A 22,339-nucleotide genomic window follows, 5' to 3' on the forward strand; every position below is an offset into this window, starting at 1 on the left:
TTGTTAGTTTGAATTATGAATTAAACATGCATTTATTTTATACTTTTGTAAAATTTGATCTAAGAAGATATCGTGAAACTATACAACCCAATATGATAGCGCTATTCACCATCACTCATTGATGTGTAATTACTCTGTATAATTTGGTTTTTAGCTTTATGTATTCTGTTCTCAGTAAAATAAATAGTTTGAGTCTGTTGTGTCTAAGTATTTGTTTACTTTTAACTGCTTGTGATTCATCAAAGCCAATCGATCAGCAAAGCAAAGTTGCTGATGCACAGCAAGCTCCAAGGGAAAATGCATCTCCGTCCGCATCAGAACCTACCAGTACTAACCAAGGAAAGAAACTGACTGAGGTTGCAGGGCAGGCTACATTACCTGCATCTATACATCCAACAGACGCAGCTCACACAGCTAAAGTTTCAGAGCAAGCGGAAAAGTTTGTCGGGCGATATTATGCCGAAATTAGTTGTGAAGACCGATTTGTGATGTGTGACCGTGGTAAAGCAGAATTTATTATCAACCTTCTCCCAGACGGAACGGCACATCGAACTATTGTTTATATGGGAAAAATGACGTATGAAAATAGTGAAATAAAATCCAATCGTTCCTACCAAAAAAATACGTGGCATTATGATGAGACAAATCATGAAATTATTGTCAATCGTATTGAAGGAGGACAATTTTTTTATCGGATTGATACTGATGGAAACTTAGTGATGGATTTAGAGCAGATCTCAAGTAAAGCCCAAAATAGTCTGACACCTGAAAAGGCTTATGTACTGACAAAATTTGATCATGAATAAATTTTTATTGATAGGATTGAGTTGATTCAAAATATCATTGATATAAGACGTTAAAATAGAAGAATAAATTTGGTGGGTTGTGTGGGGGTCGAACCCACGACCAATAGATTAAGAGTCTACTGCTCTACCAACTGAGCTAACAACCCTGAACATGTCTAAATTAAATCAAGCATGCGTAAAGATGTAGCAAATTTTCGAGAATGGCGAATCATCGATAAAATGATGGTCTGTCTTGGTCAGAGTTTTTGCTGCTTGCATTTCTATTATAGTACTGATGTAGTATAGAAAGAAGCATTAAGAAGAAATGGTGGGTCGTCCGCGATTCGAACGCGGGACCAACGGATTAAAAGTCCGCTGCTCTACCAGCTGAGCTAACGACCCTGAGCGAGGTGTAACGAAACTTTGTTTCGCGAATGTAGAAAAAACGAAATTTCTAAAACATTCAAACCTATGCAGGTTTTGTAAAACTAGATTTTACAAATTGATGGTGGGTCGTCCGCGATTCGAACGCGGGACCAACGGATTAAAAGTCCGCTGCTCTACCAGCTGAGCTAACGACCCATCAAGGATATCAAATTAAGTGGTGGGTCGTCCGCGATTCGAACGCGGGACCAACGGATTAAAAGTCCGCTGCTCTACCAGCTGAGCTAACGACCCACAAGTATATTCAGGCTTTCACTTGAATACGCAGTGTAAGAAATAGTTTTCTAAACACCACTTTGTTTGATGGAGCGTATTTTAACAAGATATTGATAGAGCGCAAGTAAAAATTAATAAACTTTGCAGCGTTCGGTTATAAATAACACAAAACAAGCCATTTCCATATGGAAATGGCTTGTTTTTAATCAGAAACGATACTTGTACGCTTCAATATTTGCATAAATTTCAGCATTTATATCGCAATAAGCCTGTTCATTCGGAAGTAAAACCAATAAACGATCAGAGGTTTTATTTGGATCGAAAGATTGCTCTTTCAATTTGTTTTTCTGATATTTAAATGTTCCAGTCGTTTCAACAGTTTCTTGTATGCGTAAGAAGACAGGAATTGCATAAGCAGGTAGGTGTTTTTTAAACTCAGCAACTAATTTTGCTAAATCGTCGGTGGTGAGTTCTTCGCCTTCATGTAATGTGATTGCTGCCATACCTGCACGACCGTTGGTATTTGGAATTTCCACACCATACACCACAGCCTCGGTAATTTTTGGATATTCACTGACAATATTCTCAACTTCCGTTGTGGATACATTTTCACCTTTCCAACGGAAAGTGTCACCTAAACGATCGACAAATTGAGCGTGTCGGAAACCAATATCACGGACTAAATCACCTGTAATAAAATATGAGTCATCTTTTTTGAAGACATTTTGCATAATGACTGATTTATTTTTTTCAGGGTCGGTATAACCATCGAAAGGTGAGCGACTGGTAATTTTACCAATTAACAAACCCACTTCTCCTTTTTTAACTTTACAACAGTTGCCTTTTCTATCGCGGATGGCTTCATTCTTTTCTTTGTCGAATTGAACGATTGCATACGGTGTTGGTGAAAAACCGACAGTATTGTCAAAATTGAAGATGTTGCTAAAGCCAACATTGCCTTCGCTTGAAGCATAAAGCTCTAAAATTTCCTCTATGCCAAAGCGTTGTTTGAATTTGCCCCAAATATTCGGGCGCATACCATTGCCAATCATTTTGGTTACACGATGTGCGCGATCTTGATCCGATGGCGGTGCATCAATCAAATAACGACATAGCTCACCGACATAGCCAATTGCAGAGGCATTGAACTTTCGAACATCACTCCAAAAGCAAGATGTAGAGAATTTACGACGAATTGCTAAAGCTGAACCGCCTGCAATCGCACCACACCAACACACTACCATGCCTGTGGCATGATAAAGTGGCAGGGTGCAATACATCACATCATTTTCATTCAGGTTTAAGATATGCCCATATGTTCCGTATGCAAGTGTCCAACGACTATTGGTAAAGATCACCGCTTTGGGTAAGCCCGTCGTTCCAGAGGTGTATATATAAAATAAACCATCTTTACCTTTTACAGTATGCGTTGTTGATGGATTAAATTTTGGAAATTGAACCGCTTGTTCTGCGATGTTGATATAGCTTTGCGGTGCCGTGCCATGTTCTTTTTGTGTTTCTTGGTCGGCAAACCAATGAAAGCGATCTGCAGCGATATTTAAATCTGCACGAACTTCATCGATGGCAGCACGGCATTCTTCACCGACTATAACTGCTACAGGTTTGACCAAATTTACGCTGTGAGTCAGTACCTTACCTGTTTGCGAAGTATTGACTAATGCAGTGGTTACTCCAATTTTTGCAAGTGCAATGACGGTAGCAATTAGTTCTGGGCGATTCTCGATGATAACGGTGATCACATCACCTTTTTTTATGCCTTTTGACAGGTAGAAATGAGCAATTTGGTTTGCCCAATTATTCAATTCTTTATAAGAATAGTGTTGATCTTCAAATAATAGTGCATCGCCATGTGGATTCTGTTTGACAGCACGTTCAAAAGCTAAGCCCAAACCAGAAGGTGTATTGGGTGTTCTGATATATGCTTGTCTAAGGCCAGTTAGTATGTTTGGAAGTTTGTTGATTAGCTTTGGTAAGCGTTCTGCTACATCAGCAAATCCGATGAGATCGGTCTGTGTTGTTTGGCTCATATCAATCCTATTTATTTTTCGTAATCCGATACAATTTTTAGAGTGGCATTCATTAGTATCTTTATTTCATATTTTGAGATTATACAAAATATAAAATATAAATATCCAAATTTACAGATGTCTTTTTAATGGTTTTGGTCTAGTGCAATCAACCTAATCTGACAAATGTCTTTAAAATCCATTCGAAAATAACAAAAAAACCTAGTCATCGGAATGGCTAGGTTTTCTTTTACGGCTGCATTTTATGTAAATTGAAGAAAATTACTCAGCAACAGGTGGTGTTGCTTTCTTCGGAGGGCGACCGCGTGGGCGACGAGGGCGTGCTGGTTTATCATCAGTCGATGTAAGTTCAGCAAGCTCACTGTCTGTATCAAGCGCGGTCGTTTCTGCGTCTAAAGCTAAAGGTTGTTGAGCTTTTTTCACTTTCACTTCAACTTCTTTAGATACAGCAGCAACTTCTTGCGCTACAACGACAGGTGCATCCTCTGCAACTTGAGCTTCAACAACAGTTTCTACTGTAGCAGGAGCTTCTGCTGGAGTCGCTGCAATAGCTACAGTTTCAACAACAGGCTGAGCGACCTCTTCAACGGGGCTATTTTGAGCTTCAGTTTTTACTTCTGCCTGAACTTGTTCAGGTTCAGCATGTTGAGCTTGCTTCGCTTGTTCTACGGCTTGTTTTGCGAGACGACGGCGTTCACGTGGGTCATTTGCAACACGTAGATCATTCACCGCTTTTGGTGGTGTTAGATCTAGAACTTGAGCAGGTTCTGCTTCAGGTTCTGCTTTGTTAATAACAACATCACGTGTGACTGGTTTTTTCTCTTCCACTTTGACAGCTGTATCAACAGTTAATGTTGCAGCATATTCTTCAGTGAATTTAAGTAATGCACGGTTGAATGTTGGAATTAAACCAAATTGTTCAATGAGAACAGCACAGTCATCGCCATACACTTCACGAATCAAACCACCCATCGTGTACTGGCCTAAAGTCGGTACTTGTGATGGCGTGATTTTTGGCGCTTCAGGTTTAGCCTGAGTTGCAGCACGTTGTTCACGACGCTTTTTGCGTGGATCATTGCTTGCGCGTTGTACTGGTTGCATAGTCTCAGCTTTTTGTTGAACTGGAGCTTCTTCAGCTTTAACTTCTCCAATTGGCTCTACTTGTGCAACAACTTTTTCCTCTACTACTGGTGAATGCTTTTTAGCTTTCACTGGTGTAGCTGCTTGTTGTGAGTTTAATGCCACAATTTCACTTTGTGCTTGATCAACATTTACAACCAGTGCAGTTGTAATTTGTTCATTTTTCGGTGCATCAATGACATCAACCTTCAGTTGGTTGCTTTGAGGAGCATGTTGAAGCTCTACAGGTGCATTCACTGGCGTTTGTTGTTCGTCATTAAACACGCTTTGATCGCGATGACGATTTGGGCGGTTTGGACGTTGCTGATTGTTGCGGTCACGACGTGGTACAGCTTGTTCAACATTATTTACTTCATGCTGCTGATCTTGCTGCGGACGTGGTTGCTTTTGTTGACGTCGCTCACGTTGCTCTTGACGCGGATCAGGGCGTTGCTCTTGACGCTGTTCATAGCGTTGCTCTTGACGTTGATCAGGACGTTGTTCCTGACGTTGTTCATAGCGTTGCTCTTGACGTTGATCAGAACGTTGTTCTTGACGCTGTTCATAGCGCTGCTCTTGACGAGACACTTGAACAACTTCTTCAATCAATTGATTTGGTTCATTTGATTGTTCACGTAGTTCTTTGTGCTTATTGCGATTTTTATTCTTGTTGTTATTGTTGCGTTGAGTTTTCTCTTCTCTCTCAACTGGCTTTTCGTGCTCACGCGGTTCTGGTTTTTGAACAGCTGAGTGAGATAGATAAGCATTGGTTTCAGCAATAACAGGTGCTTCAACGGCTTGCGGTGCTTGGCTCACTTGACCAAATTGACCACGGCTTACAGCGCCAGCATTGACCATTTGTTCAATTGAAGCCGCAGCATTATTTGCAGAGCGTGATTGATCTACAGTTGCAGCTTGTTTTTGTACAAACAAGTTTTCTAACCAAGCACATGGGCTTGTCGATGGTTGAGCAACTTGAGCTTGTACGGCTTGTTGTACTTTTTGTTGTTGGACAGCAGGCTGTGGCTTTCTGTTAGCTTGCTTATTGTTTTGAGTTTGAACAGGTGCAGCAGCGTGTTGAGTTTGATCTTCTTCTAAATGCCATTCAGAAGATGCATAACCCAATTCTTTTTCACTTAAACGTGTTGCTTCGGTACGTTCGTAGCTCGTTGGCGCAAAGCCTTCAGGGTTAAACGAAATTTCATAATGAGGTGTTTCTAAATGCGGATGAGGCAGTACGGTTACACGGACATTCGACGTTTGTTCTAAATAAACAAGGCTATGGCGTTTTTCATTCAATAAGAATGCTGCAATTTCTACAGGTACTTCTACTTGTACTTCACCTTGACGTTCACGAAGTGCAATCTCTTCAACTTTACGCATGATTGAAAGCGAAAGAGAACGTAAGTCACGAACCATACCTGTGCCATGACAGCGAGGGCATACATAACCCGTTGCTTCTTCTAACGATGGGCGTAAGCGTTGTCGGCTCATTTCCATTAAACCAAAACGTGACAATTGACCGAATTGAATTCGTGCACGGTCACTTTGCGTTGATTCACGAAGTTTCGCTTCAACCATACGCTGGTTGCGTTCTTTGGTCATATCGATGAAGTCGATAACAACCAAACCACCAATATCACGTAAACGGAGTTGGCGAGAAATTTCTTCAGCAGCTTCAAGGTTTGTACTGAGCGCTGTTTCTTCTACATCATGACCACGAGTCGATTTTGCAGAGTTGATATCAATAGAAACCAATGCTTCAGTTTGGTCAATAACAATCGAGCCGCCAGAAGGAAGTTTTACTTCACGTTCATAAGCAGTTTGAATTTGACTTTCGATGCCAAAATGAGCAAATAATGGTTCATTTAATGTATAGGTTTTTAACTTGTCTAATTGGTTCGGCATGACTGCTTTAACGAAGTTATAAGCTTCGTTATAGGCTTGCTCAGAATCAATCAAAATTTCTGCAACATCATCACGTAGATAGTCACGAATTGCACGTGTTACCACACCTGCTTCTTGGTGTACTAACATTGGTGATGGGCCAGTTTTTGCAGTCCCTTGGATTTGCGCCCAAAGGTCTAATAAATGCTGTAGATCAAGTTGTAATTCTTCTTGAGAACGACCAATACCTGCTGTACGAACGATCACGCTCATACCACGTGGAGTATTAAGCGACGACAACATTTCTTTCAGTTCTTCACGAACTGAACCTGAAATTTGACGGCTGATACCACCACCTTTTGGATTATTCGGCATAAGTACCAAATAACGACCTGCAAGTGAAATATAAGTAGAGAGAGCAGCACCTTTATTACCACGTTCTTCTTTTTCAACTTGAACAAGAAGTTCAGTACCTTCGGTGATGAGTTCACGAATATTTGAAGTCTGACGAGGGTCAGCTTTGTAATACGTATTGGCAATTTCGCGCATCGACAAGAAACCTTGACGACCTGCACCATATTCTACAAATACAGCTTCTAAAGAAGGCTCTACTCGAGTGACATGACCTTTATAGATATTGGCTTTCTTTTGCTCACGCGTACGATTTTCTAAGTCGAAATCGTAAAGACGGTGACCAGTTGTGAGTGCAACGCGAACTTCTTCGGCATGTGTTGCATTGATCAACATACGTTTCATGGGTGTAACACCTAATATAATAGTGATCCACACCAACAACTCGCTAACGGTTAAGTGAAGCGAACATCTAAAATTTTGGCTCAATATTTAAATCATGGAAACATCTCTTACGATTCAAACGATTTATCAACTTGCTTATGGCAGCGTTGAATGTTGATGCCTATATTGATGTTGCAATACTTTCTTTAATCTTTGCACAATTAAAGTCTTGAGTTTTTCACTGGCACTGAAAGTGGTGCATTGGATGACTGATTTGATTCGTCTTTCACTGTCATATTGCTCGAAGATTAACTCTACTCATAGGGAGAGTATCTTGATACGGAATTATCATCGTACCTTTACAAACTATGCAGTTCCAATGCCTCAAACACTTATGTCCTGAATAACACTCTAAAGCGACTTGTCTGGTGTGTATCAGTTTATGTTTAAAAACCAACATTTGGGTTGGCGACATATATTTTTAAACAAACTGATTCTGTACTTTATGTACAATTAAACGCAACAGTTTGTCTTTTTGCCGATATAATAAAAGCCTTCGGCGTCGGCATATTCTTTTGGGACCATTCCGAGTTTTAGATGAATGCTTTATTTAGCCTGCTATTTCAAAAAATTTTTGTTTGAAAAGTTTCTGGAATAACGGTCATAAAGTTCACTTACGGTGGTATCCGTGCGCTGACTATAGCAAACCTTGCATCATCTGCCTATGGGCTATACTGCTATTTTGTATGAAAAGTATAGTCTAAGTGATCAGTTTTTAATCAAATTTCGTTTTTTATTGGGTCATCGTAACTGTATGAATTCTACGCAAGATTGGCAAAGTGTCACCTGGTTTGAAGTTGACGAATATCAGGAAGCTCAACGCATTGATAATTTTTTATTTACGCGCTTAAAAGGTGTGCCGAAAAGTCGTATCTATCGCTTGATTCGCGAAGGGCAAGTACGTATCAATAAAAAGCGCGTTAAAGCTGAAACTAAACTTGCGATTGGCGATATGATCCGCGTTGCACCGATTCGATTTGAACCAAAAGATGAAACGGCTGCACCTGTTTCAGACAAAGTTGCACAAAGCTTGCTGACGCGTGTGGTTTATGAAGATGAAGGCTTGATGGTGGTGAATAAACCATCGGGTATTGCTGTGCATGGCGGTAGTGGTGTGGCATATGGATTGATTGAAGGTTTACGTGCTGCGACGGGTAAAAAATATTTAGAATTAATTCACCGTATTGACCGTGATACGTCAGGTCTGGTGATGATCAGTAAAAAACGCAGTACGCTGAAAACGCTGCAAGATTTATTGCGTGAACATAAAATTAAAAAGACTTATGCTGCGATTGTAAAAGGGCAAGTCAGCCTAGATAGACAGTTGATTGATGCGCCTTTGCATCGTTATGAACTGGCGAATGGTGAACGTCGTGTGTGTGTGTCAAAAGAAGGTAAAGAAAGTAAGACACAATGGAACGTTGCTGAGCGATTTATGCATGCAACATTAGTGTACGCATCACCTTTGTCAGGTCGTACCCATCAGATTCGTGTGCATGGTTTAAGTATTGGTCATCCTTTGATAGGTGATGATAAGTATGGGCATGAAACTGAATATAAAGGGCCAAAAGCACGTCGTTTGAGTCTACATGCGCTGCGTCTGGAGATTCCAGGCTATCCGACTATTGAAGCACCATTACCAGAAGATATGCAGAGTTTGGTGGCGCAGTTAAGAGCACAGAAGAAAGATTCATAATCCACCCTAGCCCTACTTTATAAGGAAGGGAATTTCATTTCCCTCTTGCGGAATGTTGTTCCTTATTCTTTTAAAAAAGAAGGGTTGTGGGAGGATTAGTAAATAAATCAACGATTGGAAAAATTCATGCAAAAACCTGTAGAACTGATTGTCTTTGATTGGGATGGCACTTTATTTGATTCTGTCGGTCAGATTGTTGCAAGTTTGCTATATGCAGCTGAGCAATTTGAACAGCCTTTAACTGCTGATGCTGCAAAAAGTATTATCGGTTTGGGTTTACCCGAAGTTGCACAGGTTTTATTTCCGAATGTGCCTGAACTGCATACTGAAATTTTAAAATGTTATGGCGATCATTATGTTGCACATTCAGCAGGAGATAAGTGGTTCGAAGGTATTTCGGACATGCTGTATGAATTAAAAAATCAGAATATAAAATTGGCTGTAGCGACAGGGAAAAGCCGTCGAGGGTTGGATCGTGTATTGAGTCAGACCAATAGCCATGATTTATTTGAAATTACTCGTGCAGCGAGTGAGACTAAGTCTAAACCTGACCCGCTAATGCTTGCTGAAATATTGCAGCATACGGGGTTAAAGCCTGAGCAGACGATTATGGTTGGTGATACCTCTTATGACTTGGAAATGGCGCAAAATATTGCTATGCCGCGTGTCGGTGTCAGTTATGGCGTGCATACAGCTGCGGTGTTACAGCAATTTAATCCACTAACCATTGCCAATGATGTTGCTGCTTTACATCGGTTTTTAAATGTACAGGTGAAATTAAAACAAGCCGTTTGATTGATATAGAACACAGGGGGCGTTTTATTCCACCACTTATTTAAGCCATAATAAAATTCGCTGCTACATTAATACAGATCGCCAAAATCGTCGTGTTAAATCCATACGCCAAAAGGATATGGAGAATATTTAAAACGCGCATCGAACGAGATGTAATAGAGACATCCGCAGTTTGCGCAGATGTACCACAAATATAACTAAAATATAAAAAATCTGGATAAGTCGGTTCTGGTGTTTTGGGGAAATCTAAGCCGCCATCTTTTTTATTTGCAATTGCCAAGTAAAAGTCATGTGCGTAGTGAATCGCGAAGACAGTATGCATAAACAACCATGCAAAAATGATCGTACAAATCGCTAAAGCTAAGTGTCCAGATTTAATGGTAGAAACATGGGGAAGATGGCTGAGTTCAATAATTATGGCAATAAAACACATAATCAGTGCCATCACAACGAGTAATAAAATAAACCATTTACTTGCATCTTGTTGCTGGGCTCGTTTTAAAATATGTGCCCGATTGGTATACCAAAGGGCTTTCATTGTCAGTATCAAATAAACAAAAACAGATATATTCCAACTGATTAGAAGTTGTGTCGACCAACTCCAATGAAGGGTAAAATTAATGATCAGATACAAAATAGCAGTCAATAAAAAAGTAATAAAAAAGTAAGGATGGGATTGGATACCAAATTTAATTTTATGAAATGTACGTATCACCATATTTGACTCAGCTTAAAAAACAGTTGTTATGTTTATTGATCATTATTTTAAAGGAATATGTCCAATATGATTAGATTTATGTTGTATGAAAATTATTTGAATAAAAGCATCATTTTACAATGGTGATATTGTATAAAAATAAAACAATCCTAGGAATTAGGGCTCTCAATACTGAAAGACTTATTCAATTATTTTTATGCTTATAAAGTGTGAATAAGTTAGTTATTTCTATTTTAAATTAATCATAGTGCGGCAATACAAATCTAGTGATCTGAACGGGTGATGTCTAAGTAAAATACTTGAGTGAGAAGTTCGATAAATTTATGTACAGCGGCTGAAGTACTATTTTTTCTGTAACTCACATACAAATCCAAATAGGGCAGCTCGACATCTAAAGGTCGAATTAAAGTGTTGTTCATGGTGAGTGGTGCAATATAACCTGGCAGAATTGTACAGCCTAAACCCATACCAATAGAGTTAATGTTAAATAAGATGTTATCTGCTTTTTGCACAATATTGAATGCAATGCCTTGTGCTTTAGCAAAATCTAAAATGACATTGTGTAAGATTCCAGATTGTTCTTCTGCAGGAATAATGAAGTCAATTCCGTTTAAGGCTTTGATTGGAATTTGGTCATATTTAGCGAGAGGATGATCTTTTGGAAGGATAAAAATGAGTGGCTCACGTAGTACAAATTTGCTTTCAATTTCGTCATTGCTGAAATTATTACGCGTAAAAGTAATATCTAGCTCGCCTTTTTTGATTAAACGCATTTGCTCAAGGTTATTTAAGCTGAGTAGTTCAATTTTTAATTCAGCATTTTGCACCCGTAAATTGGGCAAAACATAAGGGAACACCTTCATTTCTGCTACAGGAACAAAACCAATGCGTAACAGTTGTTGCTTGGCTTTAGAAACCTGACGTGCCATTGCGATTGCTTTATCTGCTTGGGCAAGGGTTAGACGTGCTTGTTCAAGAAAAACAGCACCTTCCTCCGTCAATTCAACCTTACGTTTAGTTCGATTGAGTAGTCTAACGCCGACATCTTCTTCCAAATCCTTAATTTGTTGACTTAGTGAGGGTTGCGCTGTGTAAAGCTTCAGTGCTGCTTTACTGAAGTTGAGTTCCTCAGCAACAGTAATGAAGTATCTCAGGTGTCGTAATTCCATATAATTCGTCCGAAGAGTAATCCAAAAAATGTATTACTGTAATGTGGTTAGAGTATAATCTATAAACAACTCGGACATAAATATGATTGTGCTATTTAGAAAGTAAATGGAAAATTAAAAAGTATAATCAATATAATATAAAAATTTGTAAGGCTACTCATTCAAAAAATGTATTAATTAAAACAAAGCCAAAATTCCTCAAACCGCTTTGAACAGCGATGACTTTGACTCAGTTGAGTGATTTATTTGTATCCCATATTAGTCGTAGAAAAGCCTTCATGATTGGAGAAAATGGGTTGTGGTGAATTGATGCATTCATCGATGCAAAGAGTGGACGTATTTCGTTATCTGTCTATACAAATCTAGGTATTAAGATGGTTTTCGAAAAGTAGATAAATTGGTTATTCAAACCAAACTGGTTTTTAAGAAAACATTGAACATTAGTTATTATTTTTAAATGATTTATATGTGATTGAATCGTTAATGATCTATCGAATAACAAGGTTGTAATTTTTGCTGTAAGACTTGATTCTCTAAATTATAAATTTCATCATTTTTACGTTTTAAATGCAGAATTGGAAATGGACGGCCTTCGGCATCGAGTTCGGAGCGGGCAATTTGTTGAAAACCATGCTTTTGATAGAAACTGAGCGCTTGAGGGTTTCGTTGATTCACATCAACGGCATTCACTCCCAGTGAAAATGCATGTTGAATCAGTTTTGTGCCAAGACCTTGTCCAAAATATTGGGGATCTACAAATAACATTTCAATTTTTTCATAAGCCAAACCAGTAAATGCAATAATTTGCTGATTCAATTCGATATGAAACAATTGAACATGGCTGAAATAATCATGTTGGGTAATGAGAATTTTTATTTGATCAATTTGTTGAATATTTAAAAAGTGATGAGAGGCACGAACTGATTTTTCCCAAACCTCTAATATTTGTGCATGATGTTCAAAACTTGAGTTTTTAATACGCATTTGAACGGGATCCATAAACGCTACGCTCGAGTGTGAAAAGCAACAAAAAACAAAGAAAAATCATATATTATTTGGCTAATATGAATGAATATGGTTATAAAAATCAAATCTATGTATTTGATTGTAAAAATAGGACAATAAATGTCAGATTCTAACAAAAATGTCGTATATGCAGCACTTTTTGGTAATCTGGCGATCGCTTGTGCGAAATTTGTTGCCGCGTATATTACAAATAGTTCGGCAATGTTGAGTGAAGCTGTACATTCGGTTGTAGATACTTTAAATGAAATATTATTGTTATATGGTTTAAAAAAATCGCAGCAACCTGCCAATTATTTGCATCCTTTTGGCTATGGTCGTGAGTTGTATTTTTGGGCATTTATTGTCGCATTATTGGTTTTTGCTTTGGGTTCTGTGGTTTCAATTTATCAAGGGGTTCAACACATTCGGCATCCAGAGGAAATGGTGTCGCCATTAGTTAATTACGTTGTGCTCATTTTTGCAATTCTTTGTGAAGGGACATCTTGGTTTGTTGCATTGAAATCATTTAAGAAAACCAAAGGTAAAATGGGCTATTTCGAAGCTTTCCGACACAGTAAAGATCCGACGACATTTACGGTTTTATTTGAAGATTCTGCTGCGTTAATTGGCTTGTTCATTGCTTTAATGGGTATTTTTTTAGCGCATGAATTGAATGTGCCAGTTTTAGATGGTGTAGCTTCTGTTTTAATTGGTGTAGTTTTAGCCATTTCAGCTTTACTTTTAGCCAGAGAAACGAAAGGATTGTTATTGGGAGAAACTGCAGATCCTCAATTGCGTCAAAATGTTTTAAATGTCGCTCAAGAAGATTTTGCAGTGTATTCTGCAAATGGCGTTTTAACTGAACAAATAGGCGCACATCAGGTGATTGCTTCTTTGAGTTTAGAATTTAAAGATCATCTGACAACTGATGAAATTGAAGCATGTGTAAACCGAATTGAAGCCAAGATTAAAAGTATTCATCCTGAAATCGTGGCATTATTTGTTAAACCACAAACCAAGCAAATTTGGCTCGAAAGAATGAAAGGGCGTTTAGAGTAACCATGTCAAAGCAAGAGGAAATTGTTGGTATTGAAGATAAAACAATACAAAGCAATACAAAGCAATCTCAACAATTACATTATCGAATAGATACTGAAAATTGTATGTCGCACACGTGGCATAAGCCTTTTTTCAATGTCATTGGTTCTGAGCATCATAATGGTGAACGGTTTTTCAATGAAGTGCGAAAACCAGATGGGCGTAGTCGTTGGGATTTAGTGAAATGGCTAGGAACGCGGAAATCCTATACATGGAATGTTGATAAACAAAAAGAATCCGCAGAATTTTATGCGACTAAAAGAGCCTTACCGCAAGATAGACCGAATGCAGATGCCAGTGATTGGCAGGTTTGGTTTGTTAGTCATGCAACTGTATTGGTACAAATCGGTCCTTATAATTTTTTAACAGATCCAGTTTGGGCAGATCATGTCAGTCCGAAACATGGGCGAGGTCCTAAACGTGTCATTCCTGCGGGAATTGCTTTGGAACAATTGCCACAAATTCATGCTGTTTTGTTGAGTCATAACCATTATGACCATATGGACTTGGCTTCTTTAAGGTGGTTGCACAATAAATTTGCGATGCCTATTTATACAGGGTTAGGCAATTCACAATATTTATCTAAAGAATTCCATGTGATTGAAATGGATTGGTGGCAATCTGCATTATTTAAAGATTTAAAAATTGTTTATACCCCTGCACAGCATGGTTCTGGACGCGGTTTACGTGATCAGAACATTGCATTGTGGGGTGGTTTCTCTGTACTTTCACCGTATGGACATTTTTTCTTTGCAGGGGATACTGGTTATTCACCACATTTTAAAGAAATCCAAAAACGTTTAGGAACGCCACGAATAGCCTTATTGCCAATAGGGGCTTATGAACCTAGAGCATTGATGAAATATATGCATATGAATCCACAGGATGCTTTTCAGGCGCATTTAGATTTACAAGCCAAGCGTTCTTTGGCAATTCATTACCGTACTTTCCAATTGACGGATGAAGCGCGAGAACAGCCTGAGCATGATTTACAAAAAGCCATGAAGAATTCATCAAAAATGGTTAATCCATTTTACTGTATTCGTGAAGGTCGTAAATTGGTGGTGTAGAGGGTCTTATTGAGCCAGATAAAAAATTGAGAGCGCTAAAAATGATAAAAATCTTATCCAGTACTTTGTTCTTTTGTTTGGTAATGACTTCAGCCGCTGCAAAATCTATAGAAGTAACTCAAGCGGCTAAGAATGATTGTGTTTCAGACGAGCCATGTGCTGTTGTAGACCAATCTGCAGCAGTCGAAGATTTTGAACCTGAGGATTATACGAAAAGTATTAAGCCTTCAAATGAAAAATATGATTTGGAAATGGGGGATAAATGGGAGCTGATATACCAAAATTCAGATACTCAATTCTTTGAAAATGATCTGCGATTGGCCGATACTATTCAGCTTGCTCAAGCTTGGGTTAAAAGTGTAAATCAAAAAAGACAATACACGATTAATTATTATCAAGTATTGTGTAAGGATCGGACATTTACACGACTTGAGCAGTTTAAAAGTCAGGACGATAAAAACTATAAACTGGTTAAAAAGGTAGAGCATTATCGTCAGACACAACCCTTTAGTCAGGCAGGTGAAATACTTCCAGTTTTGGAAAAGCTGTGTCAAGATTAGGGGGTATTTACCCAAACTAAAAAATAGTGTTGATTCCTGATTGAAAAATCAAGGGAGATGAATAATGAAAATAATCCAAACTTTATTGATGTTACTGGCATTATCTAGTACAGCTTTTGCTGAGACTCAAAATATACAAATTAATCAGAATAATTCTGAGTTGAAAACTGTATTGAATCAAGATGACGTTGCTTTATTACGTAAAGATATTGAATTATATCGAAATAATCAAAAGTTGCTCACGCATACAATTTATTCAACCAGTGGTGACTGTAGTATTAGCCAAATTGAATTGGGCGATTATGAGGTCAAAGATAACAATATTATTTTTTATAGTTATTGGGCCTCAGGTGATCGGCAGGGGCTCTGGACTTATCCTTATGGTGTGCGCAAACAAACCTATACTGTAGATGCAAAGGGTAAGGTGAAATTAGTCAGTGCCGTACTGTATGTTGAAGATATTTTGGGTGATCCACTTAGCACAAACCCAGATGAGGAATACCTTCAATTTTTGCATACCGCTCCCAAAACCAAACAACAACAGCGTGCACTGAATGAATATATTCAAACCATGCAAAGTGATTATAAAGGTCGTTTTGTGCATGGACAGGAACGGGCGCGCTTAATTCAAGATGTGAAAAGCAAACTCGCCAAGCAAATTGCCATTGAAACCAAAGGATGGAAAGAGCAGTTTGGTACAAATGTGCGAATGTAAGTTTATTCGGCTTTTTGAGTATTGAGAAGTTGAATTGCGACAATAGACAGTGCAGCCATTGCGGTATTCATGATGAAAGGATTAAAACCCTGCGCAAAATAGTGTGGATAAACGATCGCTACAACCAGTAAAAACAACAGCATCGCGATGATATTGAAATAATGCAGAAGCTTTGATTGTCTAAAAATAAGAAATAATCCACCAAATATTATTTCTCCAAATCCTGAGAGTTCAATAAGTCTAGGAATGGGCAACAATTGAATCCCTGTAAATTGCCAAAATTGCTGCTCTTCGACGACTTTATATATGATTTTAGGGATGAGTCCTTGATAAAACCATAATACAGCCAGTGAAATATGAATGGTCAATAGGGCATTTTGAAGTGCTTTAGAATTTTGCATCAATGCTATGTTCCAAGAAATGTTTTTTATTTTCAGATGAAAGCAGTAAACACTGCTCAGTTGTACCAAATAAACGATAGCGATTTAAAGCGATTCGGCGGTATAGAAAATCTCGGATAAATTTGGGTATCCCATAACCCATTTTTAAACACGAAAAGGGCAGTCCTAAGCTTTCAATCACTTTTAAAAAAGCAGTGGATTCACTATAGGCTTGCCCATTTTTGATCACCAACATGCTATCAAATTGCTCAGTGGGCATTTGGTAATGTCTTAAGATGTCTTGCCCTAAAGGTGATTGCACCGAAGTTAATTTAAATTGTGCCTGTGTATCATATTTGATTAAAAACTTTGCCCAGCCATTACATAACACACAGATTTCATCAAATAAAATGATGTCATGTTGTTGAATTATCGCTTCAATTTTCTGTTGCATGGCTTTACTCGCGATTGGGAGTTTCTTCAATATAGTGCATTTACACAAAATAAAAAACCGCCCGAAGGCGGTTTCTATTGAATGACTTTTATTGAGCTAGGCTTATTGAAAACCAGGATGACCTTTACCAGGATCGCTATCGCGTGCAGCTTGTGCATCTGCAACAGTTAAGCCCAAGGCTTTTGCCACGCCTTCGCCATACGCTGGGTCACATGCATAACAGTTACGGATATGACGATACTTAATAAAATCAAGTGCATCACCCATCGCCCCCGCCGTATTATCAAACAGTGCTTGTTTTTGCGTATCATTCATTAAATTGAATAAAGCGCGTGGTTGGCTGAAATAATCCGAATCATCTTGGCGGAAATCCCAATAATCTGCATCGCCACTGATTTTTAGTGGTGGTTCTTTAAACTGAGCTTGTTCCTGCCATTGGCTAAAACTATTCGGTTCGTAGTGTGGTAAACCGCCATAGTTTGCATCGACACGGCCTTGACCATCACGGTGATTAGAATGAACAGGGCAACGTGCAGCATTGACAGGAATTTGTTGATAATTCACACCCAAACGGTAGCGTTGAGCATCTGCATAGTTAAATAATCGCGCTTGCAACATACGGTCAGGTGAAACACTGATACCTGGAACTAAGTTACTTGGTGCAAAAGCCGATTGCTCTACATCAAGGAAGAAGTTTTCAGGATTTTTATTTAGCTCAAACTCACCCACATCAATCAGTGGATAATCTGCATGAGGCCAAACTTTGGTAAGGTCAAATGGATGATAAGGGACTTTTTCTGCATCTGTTTCAGGCATCACTTGAATTTGAAGCTTCCATTTTGGGAAGTTACCATTTTCAATCGAATCAAATAAATCACGTTGATTACTTTCACGATCTTTAGCAACAACTGCTTCCGCTTCAGCATCGGTTAAATTTTCAATGCCTTGTTGGGTGCGAAAATGGAATTTGACCCAAAAGCGTTCATTGTTTGCATTGATAAAGCTGTAAGTATGACTACCAAAACCATGCATATGGCGGAAGCTTTTTGGAATACCACGATCAGACATCACAATTGTCACCTGATGCAAAGCTTCAGGTAATAATGTCCAAAAATCCCAGTTGTTGGTTGCACTACGTAGATTGGTTTTAGGGTCGCGTTTTACGGCTTTATTTAAATCTGGAAATTTACGTGGATCACGCATGAAAAAGACGGGAGTGTTGTTTCCAACGAGATCCCAGTTACCTTCTTCGGTATAGAACTTGAGTGCAAAACCACGAATATCACGTTCTGCATCTGCTGCACCACGTTCACCAGCTACAGTAGTGAAGCGTGCAAACATTTCTGTTTGTTTGCCAATTTGTGAGAATATTTTAGCGCGTGTGTACTGAGTAATATCGTGAGTTACGGTAAATGTACCAAAAGCACCTGAACCTTTTGCATGCATTCTGCGCTCAGGAATAACCTCGCGTACAAAGTTGGCCAGTTTCTCGTTTAACCATAAATCTTGTGCCAGTAGAGGACCACGTGCGCCTGCCGTTAAACTATTTTGGTTGTCTACAACAGGTGCACCAAAAGCCGTTGTCAGGTGGGTTACAGGACATTTTTTTGAGTCTTGGCTCATTCTATTTCTCCATTTTTAATTAATCATGTATTCATTTTTGAATAGATGGAATAGATAAAGAATATTCGCTATTACATGACATTAACCGTAATTGAAAAACCAATATAGTGAACAATTGTTAAATCTAATTGATCTAAAAATAAATGATTTGTCATTTATTTTTAGAAACAACTTACTGGCCTATATCTGCTTTAAAAATATTGTTGATCAAGGAAGAGCAAGCAATGTTTTGAAGCGATAACTTTACTGTAGAGTGATTTTTTCTATTTGTGAAATTGATAAAAATACTATTATTGATTTGTTTTGGCGATAAATGAAATACAACTCTGCATACTGAAGGAAAAATATTCATTTAGCTTTTATTTACGACAACAGTGATGGTTTAAAATAAAAAAATAAATAGTTTGTATTTTTAATAAAATTGGCTTGGCAATATCCAACTTGTCTTTATCCATTTGAGAATATTTTGCTAAGCGAAAATTGATAGCATTCAATTTTAGAAAATCTATTTTTTTATACATATAACGTTGTTTATGATTTGAATCATATCTTCTTCCAAACCTTTCCAATCATTAAACTCAGGTTCGATCAACAATGTTTGCGAGACAAAACCATAGCAAATTCGTTGAACATTTAGACTCATGTGTTTGAGTTGTTCATCATCCTGAATAAAAGGTTTCAGCATGTTTTGCCACATCTCTACCATCATGGCATAACTTTTTTGATATGTTCCAATACTGGAAACCTGTCGTTCTAACAAGAAAGACTGAGCCCATAAAAATTGTTGTGCTTGTATTTGCTCAAGTTGAAAATGAATAATTTGCTGTAAATAGCTTTGAAAATCTGATTTTTGGGATAAGTCATACACGCTTTGTGCATAACTTTTTAAGACTTCTGCATTGCTTTTTACATGTTGGTGAATGGTTAAAGCAATCAAATCTTCCTTTTTAGAAAAATACTCATAGAACGTCCCTAAACCCACACCAGCAAGATCGGTAATTTCACGAATGGTAATTTTATTGGCAGGATGGTCATGTAAAAGCCGAACAAAACTTTCCATCAGCGCTTCTTGCGTGATACGTGCCCTTGACTGACGTGGTTTACGACGCACATTGATTGCAGGTAAAGCCATAAAAATAATCCGAACATCCTTGAAGGTATTTTCTTCTATACTGAATGCAATTGGTTAAAACAACAAGACAGGAATTCAGGATGAACACAGCAGAGAATTGGCAAACACATGAAATTAGCAATCAGTTTGACGAACTGCAAAATTATAATTTATTGACTACAGATCAAGTCTTAATAGAAATTTTGCAACGTTATGGCAGTCAGGATCAGCAATGCCTAACTGAATTCTCACAGATTGCGGGTTCTACTGAATATTATGAATATGCCGATTTGGCCAATCGACATACTCCTGAATTACATAGTTTTGATGCTCGTGGTCGCCGTAAAGATTTTCTAGAGTTTCATCCTGCATGGCATAAATGGATGCGGCTAAATCGACAATACGATACGCATGCATATCCATTTAATCATCCACAATCAAGTTCAAAGTGGGTCGATTGGGCCGCTCGATTTTTCCTGAGCGGACAAGTCGAGTGTGGCAATCTATGTCCTAACTCTATGACGCTAGGCAGTATTCCCTTAATTCAAAATGAACCTGAATTGTGGGAAAAAGTCGGTGAAAAGCTCTTATCGACTGAATACGATGAACGTGATATTCCGATTTCTCAGAAAAAGTCAATTTGGCTAGGTATGGGGATGACGGAAAAGCAGGGCGGGTCAGATGTGCGTGCCAATGAAACACGGGCTGTTCCTGTAGCTGAGTCAGGACGTGGGCAAGCATATTTACTGACAGGGCATAAATGGTTCTTTTCCGCGCCGATGTGTGATGCACATTTAGTCGTGGCAAAAACAGAACAAGATGGATTGGCTTGCTTTTTTGTACCACGTTGGCTGGAAGATGGGACAAAGAATCCAGTTCAAGTACAGCGACTCAAAGATAAAGTAGGTAATCGCAGTAATTCAAGCTCAGAAGTTGAATTTAAAAATGCTTGGGGCATTATGATCGGTGAAGCTGGGCGCGGGATTCCCACGATTATTGAAATGGCAAACTATACACGTTTGACCTGTTCAGTCGGTTCAAGTGCGATGTTACGGCAGGCTTTGGTACAATGTATTGCCTATACCCGTCAGCGTAAGGCCTTTGGTAAACATTTGGCGGAACAACCGTTGATGCAAGCGGTATTGGCGGATTTAGCTTTGGAAACAGAAGCAGCTATGCAATTGAGTTTTCATCTTGCGCATTGCTATGAGAGTGATGATGAATTATCACTGGCATGGAGACGAATCATGACACCGGCAGCAAAGTTTTGGGTGTGTAAGCGTGCTGTGGAGCTGACGGGTGAGATGATGGAAGTCTTTGGTGGCAATGGTTATGTCGATACAGGAATCATGGCACGTATTTTTAAAGAAGCCCCTGTAAACACCATTTGGGAAGGCTCTGGTAATGTAATGTGTTTGGATGTATTACGTGCAATCCAACGTGACCGTGAATCAATTGAAGTCTTATTTAAATCATTTGCACAGGTTGCATCTCAAGACTCAATTTTACAAGATGAATTACAAGCTTTATTTAAATTATTTAGTGGCTTACAAGCAGATGGATTGCAATTTATGGCACGTAGTTTAGTCAGTCGCTTGGTCATCTTGGCACAGGCTATTTTGCTGAAACAATATGCACCAGATTTTGTTGCAGATGCTTTTATTACAACACGTTATAGTGCGTTTTATGGACGCGTGGTGGGTATGATCGATGCTAAAGCCGTAGATGTGGATAGATTACTGGAAAGGGCGTTGCCGAGTACTTTCTAACTTTCATCTTATAGGTGAGACTCTTCCTATTTTTCATAGGGAGTCTTATTTTAAAACAAACTCTCCAAAGCCCTTTTCTAGTAGAAATGGGCGCATTTTGCTATTAGCCAGAAAATAAAGCACTTTATTAGGCATTTTGATGATTTGATACAGAATTGACGGTAAAACTACAGCAAAATAGCTGAACAAATTATTGTAGCAATGCTATACGTTTAAATACTTGGAAATAAATAATTTAGATAGAACGGGATGAGAAGTAACTGAATTAAAAATAATGGGGTGTTAATCAATGAAAAGCTGGCAAATATCATTGCAGGTATTAAAAGATGGTAATCAACGCTTTATTCAGCAGAAAATGAATCATGTCTTACACCATAATTTACAGGACTTGGTCGAGGGGCAGCATCCATATGCTGTGGTTCTTTGTTGTTCAGACTCAAGAGTTTCTCCTGATATTATTTTTGATTGCAGTTTGGGCGATATTTTTATTATTCAGAATGCCGGCAATGTTTGCGATACATCTGTAATGGGTAGTATCCAATATGCGATTCAATTTTTAGAAACACCATTAGTGGTGATCCTTGGGCATTCAGATTGTGGTGCTGTGACAGCCGCGCATGGGCATCAGGTTATGAAGGGACCATTACAAAGTATTGTTTCTTTTATTGATGGACATATCGTAGAAGGAAATGTCATTGATTCTATAGAAAATCATACTCGGAAAACCGCGGGTATTATTCAAACAGCACTGGATCAACATCAGGACAAAATTATTCAGAATGTTAAAGTTCTAGCGGCTCTGTACCATTTGGATACAGGCGAAATTCAATGGGCAAATATAGAGACTGAATCATTTTAAAAATCATGGATATTCAAGATGGT

18 protein-coding genes and 4 tRNA genes are annotated in these 22,339 nt (G+C 38.5%); 9 read left to right on the top strand and 13 right to left on the bottom strand.

Going from position 1 to position 22,339, the window contains the following annotated elements:
• Positions 1-158 precede the first annotated feature (158 nt).
• Positions 159-806 carry a hypothetical protein gene (locus ACG94X_RS08460; RefSeq protein WP_419383287.1) on the top strand — a complete coding sequence of 216 codons (648 nt, stop codon included), beginning with the start codon at positions 159-161 and terminating at the stop codon, positions 804-806.
• Positions 807-876: 70 nt separating this feature from the next.
• On the opposite strand, the gene ACG94X_RS08465 is transcribed toward ACG94X_RS08460, so the two are convergent.
• The 6 genes from ACG94X_RS08465 to ACG94X_RS08490 form a co-directional block, all read right to left on the bottom strand.
• Positions 877-952: transfer RNA gene (locus ACG94X_RS08465), tRNA-Lys, on the bottom strand.
• Positions 953-1,111: 159 nt separating this feature from the next.
• Positions 1,112-1,187: transfer RNA gene (locus ACG94X_RS08470), tRNA-Lys, on the bottom strand.
• Positions 1,188-1,291: 104 nt separating this feature from the next.
• A tRNA-Lys gene (locus tag ACG94X_RS08475) sits at positions 1,292-1,367 on the bottom strand.
• Positions 1,368-1,387: 20 nt separating this feature from the next.
• Positions 1,388-1,463 (bottom strand) — tRNA-Lys (locus ACG94X_RS08480).
• A 188-nt stretch (positions 1,464-1,651) separates the two neighbouring features.
• On the bottom strand, positions 1,652-3,493 hold the full coding sequence (locus tag ACG94X_RS08485) for a long-chain-acyl-CoA synthetase (RefSeq protein WP_419383288.1): 1,842 nt from the start codon (positions 3,491-3,493) through the stop codon (positions 1,652-1,654).
• A 261-nt stretch (positions 3,494-3,754) separates the two neighbouring features.
• Positions 3,755-7,255 carry an Rne/Rng family ribonuclease gene (locus ACG94X_RS08490; RefSeq protein ID WP_419383289.1) on the bottom strand — a complete coding sequence of 1,167 codons (3,501 nt, stop codon included), beginning with the start codon at positions 7,253-7,255 and terminating at the stop codon, positions 3,755-3,757.
• A 793-nt stretch (positions 7,256-8,048) separates the two neighbouring features.
• Between ACG94X_RS08490 and ACG94X_RS08495 the strand changes: the two genes are divergently transcribed.
• Positions 8,049-8,990 carry an RluA family pseudouridine synthase gene (locus ACG94X_RS08495; protein ID WP_419383290.1) on the top strand — a complete coding sequence of 314 codons (942 nt, stop codon included), beginning with the start codon at positions 8,049-8,051 and terminating at the stop codon, positions 8,988-8,990.
• 126 nt (positions 8,991-9,116) lie between these two features.
• Positions 9,117-9,785: an HAD-IA family hydrolase gene (locus ACG94X_RS08500; protein ID WP_419383291.1), complete on the top strand. Its 669-nt coding sequence runs from the start codon at positions 9,117-9,119 to the stop codon at positions 9,783-9,785.
• Positions 9,786-9,825: 40 nt separating this feature from the next.
• Here the strand turns inward: ACG94X_RS08500 and ACG94X_RS08505 are convergent, their stop codons facing one another.
• From ACG94X_RS08505 to ACG94X_RS08515, 3 genes are all read right to left on the bottom strand, one after another.
• The gene (locus tag ACG94X_RS08505; RefSeq protein ID WP_419383292.1) at positions 9,826-10,503 is read right to left on the bottom strand and encodes a DUF1345 domain-containing protein; all 678 of its coding nucleotides are present in this window, start codon (positions 10,501-10,503) and stop codon (positions 9,826-9,828) included.
• A 263-nt stretch (positions 10,504-10,766) separates the two neighbouring features.
• On the bottom strand, positions 10,767-11,672 hold the full coding sequence (hcaR, locus tag ACG94X_RS08510; protein WP_419383293.1) for a DNA-binding transcriptional regulator HcaR: 906 nt from the start codon (positions 11,670-11,672) through the stop codon (positions 10,767-10,769).
• Between the two features lie 480 nt (positions 11,673-12,152).
• Complete coding sequence (locus tag ACG94X_RS08515) at positions 12,153-12,656, bottom strand: GNAT family N-acetyltransferase (RefSeq protein ID WP_419383294.1); 504 nt, start codon at positions 12,654-12,656, stop codon at positions 12,153-12,155.
• Positions 12,657-12,797: 141 nt separating this feature from the next.
• On the opposite strand from ACG94X_RS08515, the gene ACG94X_RS08520 reads away from it, so the two are divergent.
• The 4 genes from ACG94X_RS08520 to ACG94X_RS08535 all read left to right on the top strand — a co-directional run bounded on the left by ACG94X_RS08520 (position 12,798) and on the right by ACG94X_RS08535 (position 16,120).
• Positions 12,798-13,736: a cation diffusion facilitator family transporter gene (locus ACG94X_RS08520; protein ID WP_419383295.1), complete on the top strand. Its 939-nt coding sequence runs from the start codon at positions 12,798-12,800 to the stop codon at positions 13,734-13,736.
• 2 nt (positions 13,737-13,738) lie between these two features.
• A complete protein-coding gene (locus ACG94X_RS08525) occupies positions 13,739-14,845 on the top strand; it encodes an MBL fold metallo-hydrolase (RefSeq protein WP_419383296.1) in 1,107 nt (368 codons plus the stop codon).
• 41 nt (positions 14,846-14,886) lie between these two features.
• On the top strand, positions 14,887-15,405 hold the full coding sequence (locus ACG94X_RS08530) for a hypothetical protein (RefSeq protein WP_419383297.1): 519 nt from the start codon (positions 14,887-14,889) through the stop codon (positions 15,403-15,405).
• 64 nt (positions 15,406-15,469) lie between these two features.
• Positions 15,470-16,120: a hypothetical protein gene (locus ACG94X_RS08535; protein ID WP_419383298.1), complete on the top strand. Its 651-nt coding sequence runs from the start codon at positions 15,470-15,472 to the stop codon at positions 16,118-16,120.
• 2 nt (positions 16,121-16,122) lie between these two features.
• On the opposite strand, the gene ACG94X_RS08540 is transcribed toward ACG94X_RS08535, so the two are convergent.
• The 4 genes from ACG94X_RS08540 to ACG94X_RS08555 all read right to left on the bottom strand — a co-directional run bounded on the left by ACG94X_RS08540 (position 16,123) and on the right by ACG94X_RS08555 (position 19,709).
• A complete protein-coding gene (locus ACG94X_RS08540) occupies positions 16,123-16,521 on the bottom strand; it encodes a DoxX-like family protein (protein ID WP_419302493.1) in 399 nt (132 codons plus the stop codon).
• Complete coding sequence (locus ACG94X_RS08545) at positions 16,508-16,954, bottom strand: thiol-disulfide oxidoreductase DCC family protein (protein WP_419383299.1); 447 nt, start codon at positions 16,952-16,954, stop codon at positions 16,508-16,510. The genes ACG94X_RS08540 and ACG94X_RS08545 overlap by 14 nt, the downstream gene beginning before the upstream one ends.
• A gap of 102 nt (positions 16,955-17,056) precedes the next feature.
• Positions 17,057-18,577, bottom strand: a complete 1,521-nt coding sequence (locus ACG94X_RS08550; RefSeq protein WP_004718136.1) for a catalase — start codon at positions 18,575-18,577, stop codon at positions 17,057-17,059.
• Between the two features lie 505 nt (positions 18,578-19,082).
• Positions 19,083-19,709: a TetR/AcrR family transcriptional regulator gene (locus tag ACG94X_RS08555; protein WP_419383300.1), complete on the bottom strand. Its 627-nt coding sequence runs from the start codon at positions 19,707-19,709 to the stop codon at positions 19,083-19,085.
• 80 nt (positions 19,710-19,789) lie between these two features.
• Here ACG94X_RS08555 and ACG94X_RS08560 point away from each other — a divergent pair, with 80 nt between their 5' ends.
• Both ACG94X_RS08560 and ACG94X_RS08565 read left to right on the top strand, forming a co-directional pair.
• Positions 19,790-21,457 (top strand): acyl-CoA dehydrogenase family protein, encoded by a 1,668-nt coding sequence (locus ACG94X_RS08560; RefSeq protein ID WP_419383301.1) that lies wholly within the window; start codon positions 19,790-19,792, stop codon positions 21,455-21,457.
• Positions 21,458-21,746: 289 nt separating this feature from the next.
• Positions 21,747-22,316 (top strand): carbonic anhydrase, encoded by a 570-nt coding sequence (locus ACG94X_RS08565; RefSeq protein ID WP_419383302.1) that lies wholly within the window; start codon positions 21,747-21,749, stop codon positions 22,314-22,316.
• The last annotated feature ends 23 nt before the right edge of the window (positions 22,317-22,339 follow it).

This window comes from Acinetobacter psychrotolerans (assembly GCF_048552595.1).
GTDB lineage: Bacteria > Pseudomonadota > Gammaproteobacteria > Pseudomonadales > Moraxellaceae > Acinetobacter.

Coding starts and splice junctions, on each gene's coding strand:
- ACG94X_RS08535 (WP_419383298.1), top strand. CDS start 15,470: ATGAAAATAATCCAAACTTTATTGATGTTACTGGCATTATCTAGTACA.
- hcaR (WP_419383293.1), bottom strand. CDS start 11,672: ATGGAATTACGACACCTGAGATACTTCATTACTGTTGCTGAGGAACTC.
- ACG94X_RS08540 (WP_419302493.1), bottom strand. CDS start 16,521: ATGCAAAATTCTAAAGCACTTCAAAATGCCCTATTGACCATTCATATT.
- ACG94X_RS08550 (WP_004718136.1), bottom strand. CDS start 18,577: ATGAGCCAAGACTCAAAAAAATGTCCTGTAACCCACCTGACAACGGCT.
- ACG94X_RS08545 (WP_419383299.1), bottom strand. CDS start 16,954: ATGCAACAGAAAATTGAAGCGATAATTCAACAACATGACATCATTTTA.
- ACG94X_RS08490 (WP_419383289.1), bottom strand. CDS start 7,255: ATGAAACGTATGTTGATCAATGCAACACATGCCGAAGAAGTTCGCGTT.
- ACG94X_RS08520 (WP_419383295.1), top strand. CDS start 12,798: ATGTCAGATTCTAACAAAAATGTCGTATATGCAGCACTTTTTGGTAAT.
- ACG94X_RS08525 (WP_419383296.1), top strand. CDS start 13,739: ATGTCAAAGCAAGAGGAAATTGTTGGTATTGAAGATAAAACAATACAA.
- ACG94X_RS08495 (WP_419383290.1), top strand. CDS start 8,049: ATGAATTCTACGCAAGATTGGCAAAGTGTCACCTGGTTTGAAGTTGAC.
- ACG94X_RS08485 (WP_419383288.1), bottom strand. CDS start 3,493: ATGAGCCAAACAACACAGACCGATCTCATCGGATTTGCTGATGTAGCA.
- ACG94X_RS08555 (WP_419383300.1), bottom strand. CDS start 19,709: ATGGCTTTACCTGCAATCAATGTGCGTCGTAAACCACGTCAGTCAAGG.
- ACG94X_RS08505 (WP_419383292.1), bottom strand. CDS start 10,503: ATGGTGATACGTACATTTCATAAAATTAAATTTGGTATCCAATCCCAT.
- ACG94X_RS08530 (WP_419383297.1), top strand. CDS start 14,887: ATGATAAAAATCTTATCCAGTACTTTGTTCTTTTGTTTGGTAATGACT.
- ACG94X_RS08565 (WP_419383302.1), top strand. CDS start 21,747: ATGAAAAGCTGGCAAATATCATTGCAGGTATTAAAAGATGGTAATCAA.
- ACG94X_RS08560 (WP_419383301.1), top strand. CDS start 19,790: ATGAACACAGCAGAGAATTGGCAAACACATGAAATTAGCAATCAGTTT.
- ACG94X_RS08500 (WP_419383291.1), top strand. CDS start 9,117: ATGCAAAAACCTGTAGAACTGATTGTCTTTGATTGGGATGGCACTTTA.
- ACG94X_RS08515 (WP_419383294.1), bottom strand. CDS start 12,656: ATGCGTATTAAAAACTCAAGTTTTGAACATCATGCACAAATATTAGAG.
- ACG94X_RS08460 (WP_419383287.1), top strand. CDS start 159: ATGTATTCTGTTCTCAGTAAAATAAATAGTTTGAGTCTGTTGTGTCTA.